Raw genomic sequence first — 17,035 nt, forward strand, 5'->3', positions numbered from 1 at the left:
GCCACCCCCACCCGAGAGGACATCCCGTGATCGTCAGCCACCTCCGCGCGATCCGTTCGCGCTGGTCGACCCTGGTGGTCTTCGCCCTCATCGGGGTCCTCGCCGGCGTCGCCGTGGCCGTCCTGAGCCCGCACCAGTACCGGTCGACGGCGACGCTCTACGTCGCGAGCGCCGGCACCGACAACGCCACCAACGCCTACAACGGCAGCCTGCTCTCGCAGGAGCGCGTGAAGTCCTACCGCGAGATCCTCGCGAGCGACCGCGTCGCCGAGCAGGTCGCGCAGCGCGTCGGGGGCGGTGCGACGGCGCAGCAGATGTCGTCCGCGGTCAGCATCACCAACCAGCCCGAGACGACGCTGCTGCTCGTCGTCGCCACCGACCGCTCCCCGGAGCGCGCGGCGCTCATCGCCACCACCTACGGCGACGTCCTGTCCGGCGTCGTCTCGGGGATGGAGCGGGCCGCCGACGGCACGACCGACCCGAGCGCCACCCCGGTCGTCTCGGTGCGCACCGCCCTGCCCGCCCAGCCCGACGCGACGCCGGTCTCGCCGCGCCCGGTCCTCGACGTCGTCGTCGGCCTGCTCGCCGGCCTGCTGGTCGGCGCCGCGGTGGCCGTGGCCCGGGCGGCCATGGACACCACCGTCACGAGCGCCGCCGCCCTCGCCGAGCTCGCCGGCGTCCCGGACCTCGGCCAGGTGGAGCTGGACCCGCAGGCCGGCGCCCGTCCGCTGGCGGTGGCCGAGCGGCCGGCCTCGAGCGCATCGGAGGCCTACCGCAAGCTGCGCAGCAACCTCGGCTTCGTCACCGTCGACCGCGAGGACGGCGCGGCCGTCGTCATGATCACCAGTGCGGTGCCCGGCGAGGGCAAGAGCACGACCGCGGCGAACGTCGCGCTGAGCCTCGCCGACCTCGGCGCCCGCGTGCTGCTGCTCGAGGCCGACCTGCGCCGGCCCGTCCTGGCCACCGTGTTCGGGCTCGAGCCCGCGGTGGGGCTCACCACCGTGCTGGGCACCGGCACCCCGGTGGGCCAGGTCGTGCAGCGCGCCGGGCGGCTCGACGTCGTCGTCGCCGGGCCGGTGCCGCCCAACCCGAGCGAACTGCTCGAGTCCCGACGCCTCGGCGCCACGCTCGACGAGCTGCGCGCTCGCTACGACTGGGTGATCGTCGACTCGGCGCCGCTGCTGCCGGTCACCGACGGCGCGGTGCTCTCGCACCGCTGCGACGCGGTGGTGCTGCTGGCCCGCCACGGCGCCACCTCGACCGGGTCGGTGCGCCAGGCCGTCGCGACGCTCGCGACCGCCGGCGCGCACCTCGTCGGCACCGTCGTCACCCAGGTGCCGCGCAGCGGCGGCGACGGGTACGGGAGCTACTACGGGTCCTACCGGTCGCCCACCGGGACGGGTGGTGGCGGCACGGGCGGCCATCGCGCCCCGGCCCCCACGCCGGCGGGGCGGATCGTGCCCCTCGCCCCGCGGGCCGCGACGGCGCCGCCGCGGACCCTGCAGCCGGTGGTCGAGGCGCGGCGCTCCGGCGGCGCGCACCGCCGGGAGAGCACGGGCACGTGGCGCACGCGCGCGACCGGCGCGCTCTCGTCGGTGCGGCCCACCACGCCGCCCGCCCTGGAGACGTCGTGACGACCGCTGCCCGCACCGCGCTGTACGGCGCCGGCGCCGTCGCCACGGTCGCGCTGACGCTCGCGGCCGTGCACGCCGGCGACGCGCTGCTGTGGATCGCGCTGCTCGGGACGCCGCTGGCCGTCGCGGTCGTCGTGCGCCGCCGCTTCCTCGACGGCTGGGTGTCGCCGCTGCTGCTCGTGGCGCTGGCGCTGCTCCTGACCGCCGGTCTCGGCGCGGCCTTCGGGCGCAGCGTCGGCGACGACGGCGGCGTCAGCGCCCGGCTCGCGCTGACCGACGCCGAGACCCTGCGCACGGCCCTGCTGCTCGCGGTGTCGGCGACGACGCTGCTGATCGGGGGCGCGGTGGCGCTCACCGTGCTGCGACACGGAGCGGAGCGGAGCCGGCGCCGAGCGGGCAGCGCCCGGGCCCGGCGGGACGCGTCCCGCACCCTCCTGCCCGACGCCGGCTTCGAGGCCGACCCCGCGACGCGGCTGGTCGTGCTCGGGGTCTCCGCGCTGCCGCTCCTGGCGACGGTGGCCGTCCAGGGTCCCGACCTGGTGGAGCGCAGCACCTACCTCATCGGCGACGCGGGCTCGGCCGGCGGCGTCATCTCCATGCTCGGGCTCGCCGGCGCCGTCGGCTGCGGCCTGGTGCTCGGGTCGGAGCGGGGCGCGCGGCTGCTGCTGCCGATCACGCTCGCCGCCGGTTACCTCGTCCTGTTCTTCGCGCTCGGCAGCCGCCGGCTCGCGCTGCTGCCGCTGCTGATGGCCGTGGGCGCGCACGTCGCGCGGCCGTCGCGGGCCACCCGGATCGGCCTGGTCGCCGCGCTGGTCGCGGCCCTGGTGCTGCTGCCGATCCCGCTGTACGTCCGCGGCATCGGTGCCCACGGCCTGCTGCCCTACGCCGCGGCGCTGCCCGACATCGTCGCGCAGGGCGACCTCCTCGGCGGCGCGGCGGACAACCTGCTCATCTCGTTCCCGCTGGTGGGCGCCACGGCGTTCCAGGTCGCCCCGCTGCCGCTGGACTATTTCTTCCTGCAGGTCAACCCGCTGCCCGGGTCGATGATCGGCTGGTACGACGTCTCCGACAGCCTGCGGATCAACCTCGACACGCCGTTCTCCGGCGCCGGCGAGCTCGCCAACTACGGCTGGGGCGTCCTCGTCGGGTTCTGGTTCGTCGTCGGGGGGTTCCTCGGCGTCGTCGACCACCGCATCGGGGTGCTGCTCGACGCGGGCCGCCGCGGCGTCGCGCTGGTGCTCACCGCGCTGCCGCTGGTCTTCACGATCCTGATGCTCCAGTACAACCTCCGCTCCGGCGTCCGGATGCTGATCTACGCCGCCGCCGTGCTCCTCGCCGTCCGGGCGGTCGACGCCCTGCGGGCGGTCTCCCTGCGCCTCCCGAGAAGGGCCTGACCATGCGCATCGCCGTCGTCCACAGCTTCTACTCCAGCCGTGTGCCCAGCGGGGAGAACCAGGTCGTCCTCGCCCAGGTCGAGGCCCTGCGCGCCGCGGGCCACGAGGTCGCGCTCGTCGCCCGCTACACCGACGAGCGCCTGCGCCGCGCGTCGTACCCCGTCGAGGCGGCCCTGACCACGGCGACGGGCGTCGGGCCGGACCCGACCGCCGAGCTCGCCGCGTTCCGCCCCGACGTGGTCCACGTGCACAACCTGTTCCCGAACTTCGGCACCGCCTGGCTGCGGGACTGGCCCGGCCGCGTCGTCGCCACGCTGCACAACTTCCGGCCGATGTGTGCGAACGGCTACCTGTTCCGCGACGGCGCTCCCTGCACGGCGTGCCCGTCGGGCGACCGGTGGGCCGCGGTGCGCCACGGCTGCTTCCACGGCTCGCGCGTCGCGTCGCTGCCGCTGGCCTGGCGGGGACGCCACGGCGTGGTCGGCGACCCGCTGCTCGCCCGCGCCGACGAGGTCGTCGTGCTCTCCGAACGGGCCCGCCGCACCTACGCGGACGCGGGGGTCCCCGACGAGCACCTGCACGTCGTGCCCAACTTCGTGGCCGACCTGCCTCCCGCGACGGCCGGGAGTGCCGGTGACCGCTTCCTGCTCGTCGCCCGGCTCACCCCGGAGAAGGGCGTGCTCGAGCTCGTCCGCTCCTGGCCCGCCGGGGTCGGGCTCGACATCGTCGGCGAGGGCGAGCTGCGCGGCGCGATCGAGGAGGCCGCCCCGGTCGGGGTGCGCCTGCTGGGCGGGCTGGACAACGCCGCCCTGCGCGCCGCGATGCCCGGGTACGCCGGGCTGGTGATCTCGTCGCGCTGGTTCGAGGGCCTGCCGACGGTCTACCTCGAGGCGCTCGCCGCGGGCCTGCCGGTGCTCGCGGTCGCGGGCAACAGCGCCGCCGACGACGTCGCCGAGCACGACGTCGGCGTCGTGACCGGCTCGTCGCCGACCGGGGACGAGCTGCGCGCGGCGATCGCGACGATCACCGCCGGCGGGGCGGCGCTGCGCCGCCGCGCGGGGGAGGTGTTCCGGGCGCGCTTCACCGCGCCCACCTGGTGCGAGGCGATCACCGCCGTCTACGGCGGCACCGCCGCCCGGCCCACGGTCCCGGCGGAGCCCCTGGCGGCGTGATCGTCAGCTCCCCGCGGCGTGCAGCAGCGCCCCCTGCGCGTCGATGACCTCGAGGCGGTCGACGCGGGGCTCCGTCCCGGGCCGGGTGCCGCCGAACGCGGCGTCGACGGCCGGGTGGATGCGTTCGTCGAAGGCGCGGGCGCACGCCTCCTCCGACTCCCACACGTCGATGTAGCGCAGGCCGCCGTCGGGCCGGCGCACGCACAGGTGGAGCACCTGGCCCGCCAGCGGCTCCGGCCCGAGCTGCTCCATGATCCTCCGGTACAGCGCCTCGTCGATCGGCACGTCCTGGGTGAAGGCGTAGACCACGGTGGCCTCCTGCTACATTGATCCGAAGGTGTTTCGGATGAATGAGGAGACGGTAGGGTCGATGCCGGAGGACGTCAACGCCGGGAGCCGGCCCTACCGGTCGCCGCGCCGGGCGGCGCAGGCCGCGGCGACGCGGCACGCCGTCCTGGCGGCCGCCCGCGAGCTCCTGGGCGAGGCGGGCTACGCGGGGACGACGGTCGCGGCGATCGCCCGCCGCGCCGACGTCGCGGTCGACACCGTCTACGCCTCCGTCGGGCGCAAGCCCGAGGTCCTGCGCCAGCTGGTGGAGACCGCGCTGTCGGGCACCGACGAGACCGTCCCGGCGGCGCAGCGCGACTACGTGCGCCGCATCCGGGAGGCGACCACCGCCGGCGGGAAGATCGCGATCTACGCCGGCGCGATCGCGGGCATCCAGCAGCGGCTCGCCCCGGTGTTCCTCGCGCTGCGCGACGCCGCCGCCCGCGACGCGACGACCGCGTCGCTGTGGCGCGAGATCAGCGAGCGGCGGGCCCGCAACATGCGCGAGTTCGCCGCCGACCTCCGCGCCACCGGCGAGCTGCGCGACGACCTCACCGACGACGAGGTCGCCGACGTGCTGTGGAGCATGAACGCCGCGGAGTACTGGGTCCTGCTCGTCGAGGAGCGCGGGTGGACCCCCGCGCGCTTCGCGGCCTGGATCGAGGACGCCTGGACGCGGTTGCTGCTCGCCCGGCTCGACCTGCCAGGGTGCTCGGCGTGAACCGGGCTGCCGACGCGGGCGAGGTGACGCGCTGGCTCGCGGAGCACGCGCGCCCGCTGGCCGTGCCCGACGACGAGCCGGCCGGCGAGGACGGCGTGGACGCCTGGGTCCGGGCGGCCCGTGGCGCGCGGGTCGTGGCGCTGGGACCGGCCGTGGTCGGCACGCGGGAGCTGCCGCAGCTCGTGACGCGCCTGCTCGACGCGCTCGTGGCCGACGGCGGGGTACACACGCTGGCGCTGCAGGCGAGCGAGTCGGGCACGACGCTGCTCGACGACCACGTCCGCGACGGCACCGGCTCGGCCGGGGACACCCTCGAGGCGCTCGGCTCGTGGAGCTGGAACACCCGGGAGGTGCTCGACCTCGTGGCCGGGCTCGCACCGGGTTCCGGGTCGCTGCGCGTCGTCGGGGTCGAGCCGCGGCGCCCGGCGACGGCGGTGCGCGTCGTCGGCCGGTTCCTGCGCACGGCCGCGCCGGACGCGCTGCCACCGGTGGCCGACGCCCTCGCCGACCTCGCGCTCGGGTACGGCGACGACGCCGCCCGCGCCGCCGTCGCGCGGGTGCGGGAGCGCCTCGACGTCGACGACCCGGCGCTCGTCGCCGCCACCTCCGCGGCGCGCCACGCCGAGGCCGTGCGCCAGGCGGGTTACCTCGCGCGGGCCGCGGAGCTCGCGGCGACGCCGCCCGGCGCGGCCGGCGCGGTCGCCGGGCGGCTCATGGCGCAGGCGGTCGTCGAGGCGCTCGAGGCGGGCGGGCCGGACGAGCGCCTCGTGCTGTGGGCGCACGCCGACCACGTCGTCGTCCGGGACGACACGCTCGGCGGGCACCTGCGCGAGCGGCTCGGGGACGGCTACCGGGCGCTGGTGCTCTCGGCGGGTGCGGGTGGGACGCAGGCGCTGCGCCGCCGGTCGGTGTTCGGGCCGACCCGCACGCCGCGGCGCCAGCGCTTCGCCGCACCGCCCGCCGGGTCGCTGGAGGCCGCGCTGCTCGCCGCCTCGCCCCGCGACGCGGTGCTCGACCTGCGCGCCGCGCGGGCGCCCGCCACGCCGGCGGCGGTCACGGCCTGGGCGGGCGCCCCGGCGACGCGACGGTCGGTGGGCGACGAGGTGTCGCCGCGCTCCCCGGTGGGCGCCGTCGTGCCGTGCGTGCCGGGCACCGAGCTCGACGGGTTCGCCGTGGTGCGCACGGTCCACCCGGGCTGGGTGCGCTGAGCCGTCCCCGCGCTATCCGTCCCGCGCCGCGAGCACCGCGCGGCCGCGGGGCGAGAGCTCGTAGCCCACGGGCAGCGAGTACGTCAGCCCCAGGGCCTTGAGCCGCCGCACGTCGGCCTTGAACGGCGCGGTCTCGCGGCCGAAGGAGGCCGCGAGGTCGGGCGCCCGCACGCCGGGCCGCTCGCGGATCGTGGCCAGCGTCGACCACGCCCAGGGCCCGTGGCCGCTGCGGGCGTCCATCGCGTCGAGGCGCCGGACGACCGCGGCGAGCTCGTCGGGGCCGGGCACGGTCGCGGCGAGCTCGGCGCGCGGGTCGGGCTCGTCGAGGGGGTGGAAGCGCACGCGGTAGAGCGCGGTGTCGGGGGCGGCGTGCCGGTCGGCCTCCGCGAGCAGCGCCGGCACGGAGTCGAACCCGGCGCGGCGGGCGTCGTCCGGCCCGAGGTCCCCGGGGGCCACCACGTCGACCTCGTCGACCTGCAGCCGCCCCACCGGCGTCCGGTAGGGGCGCCCCGGCCGCACCTGGGCGCGCCGCCAGCGCCGGAACGTCAGGTCGACCTCGCCGCGCGCGATCGGCTCGGCGAAGCGCAGGGCGAACAGCACGGCGCCAGCCTGCCAGGGCTCGCGACGCGGGGTCAGGCGGCCGTCAGCCGCCCCCCGCAGTGGCCGCAGAACGCGCCACCGGGCGCCGCGGGGACACCGCAGCGCGGGCAGGCGAGCTCGGGCCGGGGGTGGCGTCCGGAGGGCACGACGGTCGGGGCCCGGTGAGCGGAGAGCGCGCCCGTCGAGAGCCCCACGGTGACGGCCGAGCCGTCGGGGGAGGGGACCGGGCGGGTCGGGCCGGGCCACGGTGCCCCCGTCGAGGCGCCGACCGGCGCACCGACCGGACCGGCCGGGCGCGGCGGCCCGAACGGTCCCGGCACCGGGGCGCGCACCGGGGTCCCGACCTGCGCGACCGCGTGCACCACCTGGCCCCGCAGGTGCTCCACCAGCGGCAGCGGCACGTCACCGAAGTGCTGCCGGGCGTCCGAGGGCACCCAGAGCAGCACGATCAGCGCGAGGTTGACCCCGAGGAGCAGGGAGCCCGCCCCGCCGATGCCGCCGGCGAGGAGGCCGACCAGCACGACGAGCGACACGAGGCCGGCGACGACGGTCGTCGCCACCCGGGCGCCGCGGTTCCGGGCGCCGAGCGCGGAGCGCAGCCAGAAGCCGAGCAGGGCCATGCCGGCCGAGACGAGACCGGACACGATCGCGAACACCCCGATCGCCCCGCCGAAGAGGCCGATCAGGCCGCCGACGGCGTCGCCGAGCTCCCCGCCGGCGGAGCTCGCCGAGGAGGCGGCCACCGCGGTCGAGGTGAGGGTGAGAAGGCCGCCGACGAGCCCGATCAGGGCCCCCAGCGCCGTCAGCGCGGCGACGACCGCGAGGACGAGACGGGCGACCACCACGGACGGCGCCTGCGGCGTCGGCGCACCCCAGGGGCCGTCGATGAAGCCCCGCGCGCCGGCCGACAGCGCGGCGGGGAACGGGGCGACCACGCCGAGGACGGCGGCCAGCACGAGCGCGGCGCTCCCGAGCCCGGCGGCGGGGACCGCGACGAGCAGCACCGGGCCGGCGACGAAGCCGGCGCAGCGCGCGACGCGGCTGCCGCGGTAGAGGCCGACCGCGATCACGGCGTAGACCACGGGCACGGCGAGCACGCCGCTGAGCAGCACCATGATCAGGCCGAGGCCGCCGTAGCCCACGGAGGTGGTGAGCGCGCCGACCAGGGCGAGCACCGCGGCCAGGGCGGAGGTGCCGATCGCGGCCCACATCGCGGGCGGCACCGCCGCCGGGCGGCCCGCGGGGGCGCCGGGCATCCCGGGCACCGCGGCGCCGTGGCGGCACGCGTCGCACCAGCCCCCGATCGCCGGCCGCCGACCGCACCGACCGCACACGTCCATCCCGCGCCCCCTCGCCGCCGGCGCGCCGCGGCCGGTCGTCGACTCGATCGGCCCACCGGCGGGGTCCGTTACGAAGGCCGGGTCACGATCGCCCGGACGGGAGTCACCGCCGGGGTGGGGCGAGCCCGGCGCGGACGAGGGCGACGACCTCGGCCAGGCGCTCGCGGGCGGCGGCGCCGGGCGTCTCCGGGCCGTCGAGCCAGAGCCCGACGGCCACGCGCACGGCGGTCATCGCGACGCCCGCGACGGTGCGCGCGTAGGGGTCGGTCGCGGGGTGGCCGGTCCGCTGCGCGACGCCTTCGGCGACCGCCGCCTCGGTGGCGCGGGTCGCGGCGTGCATGCGCGGGAGGAGCTCCGGGTGCTCGCGCAGCAGCAGGAGCTGCTGGTGCCAGGTGCCCGAGCCGGTGGCGGTGTCCAGGACGTCGGCGAGGACCGCGGCGGCGGCCTCGAGCGGTTCCTCGGCGGCGGGCCGCGCGACGATCGCGTCGGTGACGTCGGTGGTGGCCTCGGGGCCGGCGCCGAAGAACGCGTCGTCCTTGCTGGCGAAGTGGTTGAAGAACGTGCGCGGCGAGACGTCGACCTCGGCGCAGATGGCCTCGACCGTCACTCCGTCCGGCCCGTGCTCCCGCCCGAGGCGCACGGCCGCGTCGCGCAGCGCGGCGCGGGTCGCGGCCTTCTTGCGCTCCCGCAGGCCGGGGCGTGCGGGGACGTCCTCCGCCACGGGACCTCCCAGGCTCGCTGCGGGGAGCGCAGCGCTGCAGTGACTGAACCGACGATAGCGCGGCCGGGGCCTCAGACGGACGCGACGGTGACGGCGAAGATCAGCCAGAAGACGATCCACCCGAGGATCGGCAGGTAGCCCAGGACGAGGCCGGCGATCGTCATGCCGTGGCCGCTGTAGCGGCCGCTGCCGGTGTCCGGCCAGGCCAGGTGGCCGCAGATGACGGCCGGGATCGAGGTGATCCCGGCGGTGAAGAAGCCGAGAATGCCGCACACGAGCGCCGCGATCGCGAGGCCGGACGCCGGCGGCGAGGGCTGGTAGCCGGGCCCGTACGGCGACGGCTGGGCGGGGTAGGGCCCACCCGGGTAGGGCCCGCCGGCGTAGGGGCTCGGCGGGTACGGGGTGTAGGGGGAGGGCGCGTCGTAGCTGCTCCCGTAGTCGGCGCGGTAGGGGTCCGAGTACGGGTTGAGGCCGCCCGAGCCACCCGCGGACGACGGGTCGCGCGGCGGTTCCCAGGACGAGCTCATCCTGCGGAGACTAGACGTCCGACACGGGTGTTTCCGCCCGACGTGGGCGATCGGGTCGCCGCGGTCGCGGCGGACGCGATTCGGTGGCCCGCCCCGGGCTCCACCGTCGGGGAACGGGAGACAGTTCCGCCGGGGCGCGCGGAGAATGCCGGACGGCCCGGGGTGAGCGGCACCGGCGGCACCGCGAGACGTCCGTTCGCGTGCGGTGTGGCATTCGTCGCCGCGTGTGCGTCCTTTCGCGTGTCTGCTAGTGGTCGGAATGGTCGCGCGCCGGAGGTATGAGACCTTTCCGGTGCCCTCCGACGCTGGTGGAGACGTGGAAGCGATGAGATCGACACAGGTCGGGAGCGCATCGTCGACGGAGTGCTGTGGATTCTGAACGCACCACGATCTGGACGAAAAGCGAAACATGTGTCCGGCCGTTCTGACCGTTCCGGTGCCGATTCGTGACCGGAACGGGTGCCGCATTCGCGATCGTGACGGAATGGTCGCTAGCCTCCGCCGGATGGCCGTGCGAGCTGAGGCGCTCGAGGACCCCGCATCCGTGGCCGCCGCCTGGCGGTCGATGGCGGAGTCGGTGGGGAACGCGTTCCTGACCCCGGAATGGTTCGGCGCGTGGCGCGAGCACTACGGAGGGGACAGCGACGCCGTCGTCGTCCGGGTGCGCGACGCCGACGACCCGGCCCGGGTGCTCGGCCTGCTCCCGTTCACGCACCGGGGCCGGGAGGTGCGGTTCGCCGGCCACAACGTCGGCGACCTGTTCGCCCCGCTCGCGGCGCCCGGTCTCGAGGACGAGGTGGTCCGCAGCGCCGCGGGCGTGGTGGCCGACGTCGTGGGCGGCACGGGACGCCGCCGGGCCCGGCTCGTCCTCGACAACGTCGAGCGCGGCGCGCCCTGGCTCCGGGTCTTCGCCGACGCCTGGCCCGGCCGCCTGGCCACCACCGAGGTCCTCACCTCCGTCGTCCCGCGCCTACGGTTGGGCGGGCGGAGCTGGGAGGACTTCCTGGCCTCGCGCAGCCGCAACTTCCGCAGCCAGTGGGGACGGCGCCACCGGGCGATGGAGCGCGAGCACGACCTCGTGTTCCGCCGCGCCGACGACCCCGCGCGCCTGCGCGCCGACATGGCGACGTTCTTCGCGCTGCACACGGCGCGGTGGAGCACCCGCGGCGGGTCGTCGTCGGCCGGCGCCCGCGTCCGGGCGTTCCACACCGACTGGGCCGGGCGCGCCCTGGAGCGCGGGTGGCTGCGGCTGTGGTTCCTCGAGCTGGACGGCGTCCCGGTCGCGGCGTTCTACGGCTGGCTGATCGGCGGCCGCTACTCGTACTACCTGGCCGGGTTCGACCCCGCCCACGGGCCGAAGTCGCCGGGCCTGGTCCTGCTCGCGCACACCATCCGCGACGCGATCGAGGAGGGGGCGCAGGTGTACGACCTGCTGCTGGGGGACGAGCCGTACAAGCAGCGCTTCGCCGACCAGAACCTGCCGGTGGCGACCGTGGTGATGGCGGGGACGCTCGACCCGGCGACCTGGCGTGCGGTCGGGACGTCGGGTCTGCGCTCGGTCGCCGGTCACGTGCCCGGCGGCGTGCGCTCGCGGGCGCGCACGGCCGTGCGCGCGGCCGGCGTGACGCTTCCGGGGGCCCGGCGGCGATGAGCGCCCGGACGGGTTCCGACCCGGTCGTGCGGCGGCCCGCCGAGGGGCCCGGTGCCGCGGTCCGCGTGCTGCCCGTCGAGGAGGTGCGCGACGACGCGCGCCGGCTGGCCCGCTGGCGCGACCTCGAGCGCCGGGCCGTCGAGCCCAACCCGTTCCTCGCCCCGCCGGTACTGCTGCCCGCGGCCCGCCACCTGGCCCCGCCCCCGTCGCTGCGCCTGGTCGTGGCGGAGCGCGGCGACCGGATGGTCTTCCTGCTGCCGGTGGCCGACGCGACGCCCCGCGCGCTCGTCCCGGTGCCCGCCCGCACGCCGCTGCGGCGGGTGCACGCGGCCGGCCTGCGGACCTGGTTGCACCCCTACTGCTTCCTCGGGACGCCGCTGGTGGACCCGGAGGCGGACCCGGAGGCCGTGTGGACCGAGGTCCTCGACGCGCTGCACGGGCTCCGCACGGCACCGTGGCTGGAGCTGCCGACCCTGTCCGCCGGCGGGCCGGTGGCCGCCGCGCTGCGGCGGGCGTGCGCCGGGCGGCCGGCGCGCCACACCGCGCTGGGCGCCCGCGGTGTCGTCCGCCGGCGCCCGGAGAACACCTACCTGAGCGAGTGGGTCACCTCGCGGAACCGGGCGAACCTCGCGCGGCGGCGGCGGGTCCTGCGCCGCGAGCTCGCGGGCGACGTCGTCACCGTCGAGCGCGGGCACCGGGACGTCGAGCGGTTCCTGCGGCTGGAGGCGGCGGGCTGGAAGGGGCGCCGCGGCACCGCGCTGCTGTGCCGCGAGGGCGACGCCGCCTTCTTCCGCGAGGTGGCGTCGGGGTGCGGTGCCGAGGGCCGCTTCGTGCTGCTGTCCCTCGAGGTCGGCGACCGGGCCGTCGCCCAGAGCACGGCGATCACCGCGGGCGGCGGGCTGTTCGGGTTCAAGCGGGCCTACGACGAGGGCCTGGCCGCCGCCTCGCCCGGGGCGCTGCTCGACGCCGACCTGCTGGACTGGTTCCACGGACGTCCCGACCTGCGGTGGATCGACAGCTCGGCCGAGCCCGGCGCGGCCGACCGCGGCCTGTTCGGCGACCGGCAGGAGCTGGGCACGACGGTCGTCGGGCTCGGTCCGGCCGGACGTGCCGTCCCCCTCCTCTTCGGCGCCGTCGACGGCGCCCGCGACCTGCGGCGCCGGGCCGCGGGCCGGCTGTCGACGCTGCCGGGCACGGTCCGTCGCGCGAGCCCCGGGAGTCGCCCGTGAAGATCACCTGCGTCGGCGGCGGCCCCGCCGGCCTCTACACCGCGGTGCTGCTGCGCCTCGCCGACCCCGCCCACGAGGTCACCGTCGTCGAGCGCAATCCGGCCGGCGTCACGCACGGCTGGGGCGTCGTGTTCTGGCAGGAGCTGCTGGAGGCGCTGCGCGCGGGCGACCCGACGACGGCCGAGCAGATCGCCGACGCCGCCTTCGCCTGGAGCGGGCAGGACGTCGACGTCGAGGGGTCGGGTCGCGTCTCGCGCCCGAGCGGGGGGTACGGCATCGGCCGCCGGCACCTGCTCGACATCCTCGCCGAGCGCGCGCGGGGGCTCGGGGTGCGGCTCGCGTTCGAGCACGAGGTCGGGCCCGGGGCACGTCCGGACGCCGACCTGGTGGTCGCCGCCGACGGCGCCGGCAGCGCCTTCCGCCGCGCGGGGGACTTCGGCGCGTCCGTCGAGGTGGGCGCCAACCAGTACGTCTGGCTGGGCACGACCAGGGTGGTCGACCCGTTCCTGTTCGCCTTCGTGCGGTCGCCGGCCGGGTGGCTCTGGTGCCACGCCTACGGGTACGACGAGGGGCACAGCACGTTCATCGTCGAGTGCCCGCCGGCGACGTGGCGGGGGCTCGGGCTCGACCGGCTGGACGCCGCGGCGAGCCTGGCGCTCCTGGAACGGCTCTTCGCGCGCCACCTCGACGGCCACCCGCTGATCTCCCCCGGCGGCGACCCCGACGCGCCGCTGCCCTGGCTCGCCTTCCGCACCGTGCACTGCGCGCGCTGGAGCGACGGGGACGTGGTGCTGGTGGGGGACGCCGCCCACACCACGCACTTCGCCATCGGTTCCGGGACCACGCTCGCCCTCGAGGACGCCATCGCCCTGGTCCGGGCCCTCGGCGAGGAACCGGACACGGCGGCGGCGCTCGCCCGCTACGAGCGCGAGCGCCGCGCCGCCCTGGCGCCCCGGCGCCGCGACGCCGCCCACAGCGCCCGCTGGCTCGAGGACGTGGAGCGCTACATCGACCTCGACCTGCCGGTCTTCGAGGCCGTCCTGCACCGCCGGCGGTCGGCGATCGTGCCCCGGGTGCCCCCGCGGCTGTACGTGCGGGCCCGCGCGGTCGCCGAGCGGCACGGGATCGCCCGGGTGCTGTGGGACCAGGCCGCGGTCGCCCGCCGGCTCCTGGCGGGCCGGGACGGCGCGTGACGCTCAGGGCACCGGGATGACGACGTCGGCGTAGCTGTCGCCGTCGGTGTCGGCCACCGCGACGGGGCCGTGCTCGCCGTAGGCGGCGCCGTCGGTGATCGCGGCGTCGCCCCAGCCGTCGGCGTTCGCGTCGACGACGACCTCGTCGACGGCACCGTCGTGGTCGTGGTCGGACAGGGCGACCTCGTCGTACCCGTCGTGGTCGTCGTCCCGCGACGCGGTCTCGGCGTAGCCGTCGCCGTCGGCGTCGGTGGAGGACGTCTCGTAGTAGCCGTCGTGGTCCTCGTCGAACGAGGTCGTGCTCGGCGTCCCCGCCGGGACGGAGAGCAGCCCGCCGTCGGGGCCGTAGACGGAGCCGTCGCCGGCGGTGTAGGTGTCGGTGCCGGAGGTGCCGGGGTCGCTCATCGGGGGTCTCCCTCGCCGGAGTGTCGGTGTGATCGACCCTCTGACGCTCCGGGCGCCCGGCGATGTTCCTGAGAGGACCGTGGCAGCCGCCGGTCACCCGGGCTCAGCGCCGGCGGCCCCCGCGGATCGGCTCCACCCGGCGCAGCAGCACGGTGGTGACGACGGCGAACAACACGATCAGCCCGACGAGCGCGCCCATGTCGAGCACCCACGTGAGCGCGTCGTGGTCCCAGAGCGGGTCGTGATCGCGGTACGGGGTCGGGAGCCCCGGGCCGCTGGGGATGCCGATCGTCGACGCCCCGAGCGCGAAGCCCCACCGGGCGGGCACCAGCCACGACAGCTGCGCCAGCACGGGGCTGCCGCCGATCTGCAGCAGCGCGCTGGACAGGATGAACTGCAGCATCGCGAGGAGCACCAGCAGCGGCATCCCGCGGTCGGCGTTGGTGATCGCCGCCGACACCGCGAGCCCCAGCCCCATGCTGGCCACCGCCACGGCCACCAGCGCCAGGACGATCTCGAGCGTCCCGGAGCCGAGCAGCACGGGCGCGTCGGGCGCGGGCCGGCCGAGCATCCCGAGCACGCCGAGCAGCACGGCCTGGATGCCGGTGATGACGACGAGCACGGTCAGCTTCGACGCCAGGTACGCCCCGCGGGAGAGCCCGATCGCGCGCTCGCGGCGGTAGATCTCGCGTTCCTTGACGACCTCGCGGATCGACGCCGCCGACCCCATCAGGGCGGCGCCCACGATGAACACGAGCAGCAGGCTGTTCGGCGAGCCGGGCGTCCCGCGCTGCTGGGCGGCCTGCGAGAGCCCCGTGTCGCCGGGCAGGGCGTGGGTGAGGACGGCGAGCAGCAGCGGCAGCACCGCCATGAAGATCGTGTACTGCCGGTCGGCCAGCACCACCGCCAGGTAGCGCCGGCACAGCACGGCGAACTGCGTGAGCACCGGCTGCTGGCGCGGCGCCTGCGCCGGGGCCGTGACGCCGACGTCGCGGCGACGCGCCTCGGGCGCCCCGACGTAGCGGGCCCACTGCGGTGAGCGCCGGAACCGCTCGGCCCAGTCGACGCCCTGCTGGCGGTCGAGCAGCAGGAAGAGGTCGGCGAAGTCGGTGACGCCGAAGTACTGGAGGGCTTCGCGGGGTGGCCCGAAGTAGGCGACGGTGCCGCCGGGGGCGAGGAGCAGGAGGCGGTCGCAGACGTCGAGGTTGGCGACGTTGTGGGTGACGACGACGACGGTGCGGCCGTCGTCGGCGAGGCCGCGCAGGGTGTGCATGACGGACTTGTCGAGTCCGGGGTCGAGGCCGGAGGTGGGTTCGTCGAGGAAGAGCAGGGAGGGTCGGGTCAGCAGCTCGAGGGCGACGCTGGTGCGTTTGCGCTGGCCGCCGGACAGGGAGTCGATGCGCTGCTCGGCCTGGCCGGTGAGGCCGAGCTCGCCGATCACCTCGTCGATCCGGCGGTCGCGGTCGGCCGCCGACACGTCGGTCGGGAACCGCAGCCGCGCCGCGTAGGCGAGCGCCCGCCGCACGGTGAGCTGGGGGTGGAGGATGTCGTCCTGGGGCACGAGGCCGATGCGCTGGCGCAGCTCGTCGTAGTCGGCGTAGAGGTCGCGTCCCGCGTACTCGACGACGCCCTCGTCGGCGGGCCGGAACCCGGTCAGGGCCCGCAGCAGCGTGGACTTGCCCGCGCCCGACGGGCCGACGACCGCGAGCAGGCTGCGCTGCCCGAGCGAGAAGCCGACACCGTGCAGCAGCGTCTTGTCCCCCTCGCGCACGACGAGGCCGTCGGCGCGGAAGCCGATGTCGCCGGTGTCGACGTGCTGGACGAGGCGGTCACCCTCCAGGTGGAACAGCGCGTGGCCGATGCCGACCACCGACGTCGGCCCCACCGGCGCCCGCCGCACGCGGGCACCGTCGACGAAGGTGCCGTTGGGGCTGCCGAGGTCGACGATGTCCCACCCGCCGCCGGGACGGCGCACGAGCTCGGCGTGGTGGCGTGAGACCAGGAGGTCGGCGACGACGACGTCGTTGTCCTCCGCGCGGCCGATCCGCAGGCGCGGCGCGGCGGCGGGGCCGGAGCCCCCGCGGTCGGGGGTGGTGGAGAGCTGGTGCACGGCGGAGAGCCGGCCCTGGGCCGAGGAGCGCTCGGCCGCCGGGACGGTGACCGTTGCGTGCGGACCGCTCGGGGGCGCCGGGGGTGGTGCCGGCGCGAGCGCGGCCACGTGCACCTCCGGCCCGGCCTGCGCGTCCCCGAGGCGGACGGCGACCGGGCCGGTCACCGGCAGCTCCCGGAACGGGCGCCCGCCGGCGAACGAGCCGTTGCGGCTGCGGTCGACGATCACCCAGCCCTCGGGCGTCGGGTGGATCAGCAAGTGCTCGCGGGACACGCGGGGGCCGAGGACCTGCATGTCGGAGGCCTCGTCGCGCCCGATCCGCAGCGACCCGCCCGGCGGCACGGTGCGGCGCAGGCTCCCGGCCCGGACCTCCAGGGGCCCGCCGGCCCGTGCGCGGTGGGGGTGCGCCCCGGCCGGGGCGCCGGCGTCGGCGCCCATCACGGCACGAGCAGGAACGCCATGCGGCCCTGGGTGTCGATCCCGACGACGGCGCCGCCCGCGGCGTAGCGGTAGACCCCGGTGCGGCGCGTCGGCGGCTCGCGCAGCGCGGCCTGGAGGGCCTCGCGGTTGGCGGGCACGGCGAGCAGCGGCGCCACCTGCGACCACGGCGCGGCGTCGTACTCCTCCGCGGGCCGGTAGCGCGACTGCACGCCGGGCAGGTCGCCGGCGCCCAGGGCCGCGTACAGGCCCTGCACCCCGGTGCCGACCGCGGCGGGCAGCGCGCGGCCGGCCGCGTCGGTGACCGCGGGGGCTCCGGCCGGCGTCGACGGCGGGGCGGCGACGGCCTCGGCGAACTGGGCCGG

At 77.0% G+C, this 17,035-nt stretch carries 16 protein-coding genes; 8 read left to right on the top strand and 8 right to left on the bottom strand.

All coding sequences use genetic code 11. The annotated features are described in order from the left end of the window. Positions 1–26 precede the first annotated feature (26 nt). The 3 genes from ABD994_RS26135 to ABD994_RS26145 are packed head-to-tail and all read left to right on the top strand — an operon-like array spanning position 27 to position 4,200. Positions 27–1,634, top strand: coding sequence for a tyrosine-protein kinase domain-containing protein (locus ABD994_RS26135; protein WP_345422656.1), 1,608 nt, complete (start codon positions 27–29; stop codon positions 1,632–1,634). Further along, positions 1,631–3,028 carry a hypothetical protein gene (locus ABD994_RS26140; protein WP_345422659.1) on the top strand — a complete coding sequence of 466 codons (1,398 nt, stop codon included), beginning with the start codon at positions 1,631–1,633 and terminating at the stop codon, positions 3,026–3,028. The genes ABD994_RS26135 and ABD994_RS26140 overlap by 4 nt, the downstream gene beginning before the upstream one ends. Before the next feature lie 2 nt (positions 3,029–3,030). Next, positions 3,031–4,200: a glycosyltransferase family 4 protein gene (locus tag ABD994_RS26145; RefSeq protein WP_345422662.1), complete on the top strand. Its 1,170-nt coding sequence runs from the start codon at positions 3,031–3,033 to the stop codon at positions 4,198–4,200. A gap of 3 nt (positions 4,201–4,203) precedes the next feature. Here the strand turns inward: ABD994_RS26145 and ABD994_RS26150 are convergent, their stop codons facing one another. Beyond that, positions 4,204–4,509, bottom strand: a complete 306-nt coding sequence (locus ABD994_RS26150; RefSeq protein WP_345422665.1) for a hypothetical protein — start codon at positions 4,507–4,509, stop codon at positions 4,204–4,206. A gap of 37 nt (positions 4,510–4,546) precedes the next feature. Here ABD994_RS26150 and ABD994_RS26155 point away from each other — a divergent pair, with 37 nt between their 5' ends. Further along, the gene (locus ABD994_RS26155; protein WP_345422668.1) at positions 4,547–5,248 is read left to right on the top strand and encodes a TetR/AcrR family transcriptional regulator; all 702 of its coding nucleotides are present in this window, start codon (positions 4,547–4,549) and stop codon (positions 5,246–5,248) included. Further along, positions 5,245–6,456 carry an erythromycin esterase family protein gene (locus ABD994_RS26160; RefSeq protein ID WP_345422671.1) on the top strand — a complete coding sequence of 404 codons (1,212 nt, stop codon included), beginning with the start codon at positions 5,245–5,247 and terminating at the stop codon, positions 6,454–6,456. The genes ABD994_RS26155 and ABD994_RS26160 overlap by 4 nt, the downstream gene beginning before the upstream one ends. 12 nt (positions 6,457–6,468) lie before the next feature. On the opposite strand, the gene ABD994_RS26165 is transcribed toward ABD994_RS26160, so the two are convergent. From ABD994_RS26165 to ABD994_RS26180, 4 genes are all read right to left on the bottom strand, one after another. Beyond that, positions 6,469–7,056: an ASCH domain-containing protein gene (locus ABD994_RS26165; RefSeq protein ID WP_345422674.1), complete on the bottom strand. Its 588-nt coding sequence runs from the start codon at positions 7,054–7,056 to the stop codon at positions 6,469–6,471. Between the two features lie 32 nt (positions 7,057–7,088). Beyond that, positions 7,089–8,312 (bottom strand): zinc ribbon domain-containing protein, encoded by a 1,224-nt coding sequence (locus ABD994_RS26170; RefSeq protein ID WP_345422677.1) that lies wholly within the window; start codon positions 8,310–8,312, stop codon positions 7,089–7,091. Positions 8,313–8,499: 187 nt separating this feature from the next. Beyond that, positions 8,500–9,117, bottom strand: a complete 618-nt coding sequence (locus ABD994_RS26175; RefSeq protein WP_345422680.1) for a TetR/AcrR family transcriptional regulator — start codon at positions 9,115–9,117, stop codon at positions 8,500–8,502. A 71-nt stretch (positions 9,118–9,188) separates the two neighbouring features. Then, complete coding sequence (locus ABD994_RS26180) at positions 9,189–9,644, bottom strand: DUF4190 domain-containing protein (protein WP_345422683.1); 456 nt, start codon at positions 9,642–9,644, stop codon at positions 9,189–9,191. Positions 9,645–10,149: 505 nt separating this feature from the next. Between ABD994_RS26180 and ABD994_RS26185 the strand changes: the two genes are divergently transcribed. The 3 genes from ABD994_RS26185 to ABD994_RS26195 are packed head-to-tail and all read left to right on the top strand — an operon-like array spanning position 10,150 to position 13,717. Further along, positions 10,150–11,295, top strand: coding sequence for a GNAT family N-acetyltransferase (locus tag ABD994_RS26185; RefSeq protein WP_345422688.1), 1,146 nt, complete (start codon positions 10,150–10,152; stop codon positions 11,293–11,295). After that, on the top strand, positions 11,292–12,524 hold the full coding sequence (locus ABD994_RS26190) for a GNAT family N-acetyltransferase (protein ID WP_345422691.1): 1,233 nt from the start codon (positions 11,292–11,294) through the stop codon (positions 12,522–12,524). The genes ABD994_RS26185 and ABD994_RS26190 overlap by 4 nt, the downstream gene beginning before the upstream one ends. Further along, the gene (locus ABD994_RS26195) at positions 12,521–13,717 is read left to right on the top strand and encodes an FAD-dependent monooxygenase (protein WP_345422695.1); all 1,197 of its coding nucleotides are present in this window, start codon (positions 12,521–12,523) and stop codon (positions 13,715–13,717) included. The genes ABD994_RS26190 and ABD994_RS26195 overlap by 4 nt, the downstream gene beginning before the upstream one ends. Before the next feature lie 3 nt (positions 13,718–13,720). Here ABD994_RS26195 and ABD994_RS26200 read toward each other — a convergent pair whose 3' ends face one another. The 3 genes from ABD994_RS26200 to ABD994_RS26210 form a co-directional block, all read right to left on the bottom strand. Further along, positions 13,721–14,122, bottom strand: coding sequence for a hypothetical protein (locus ABD994_RS26200; protein ID WP_345422697.1), 402 nt, complete (start codon positions 14,120–14,122; stop codon positions 13,721–13,723). Between the two features lie 103 nt (positions 14,123–14,225). Beyond that, complete coding sequence (locus ABD994_RS26205; protein ID WP_345422703.1) at positions 14,226–16,670, bottom strand: ATP-binding cassette domain-containing protein; 2,445 nt, start codon at positions 16,668–16,670, stop codon at positions 14,226–14,228. Further along, a partial coding sequence (locus ABD994_RS26210; protein ID WP_345422700.1) for a hypothetical protein occupies positions 16,670–17,035 on the bottom strand: 366 nt, incomplete at its 5' end. The genes ABD994_RS26205 and ABD994_RS26210, both read right to left, overlap by 1 nt.

Source organism: Actinomycetospora chlora, assembly GCF_039542135.1.
In the GTDB taxonomy this organism is placed as follows: Bacteria; Actinomycetota; Actinomycetes; order Mycobacteriales; family Pseudonocardiaceae; genus Actinomycetospora; species Actinomycetospora chlora.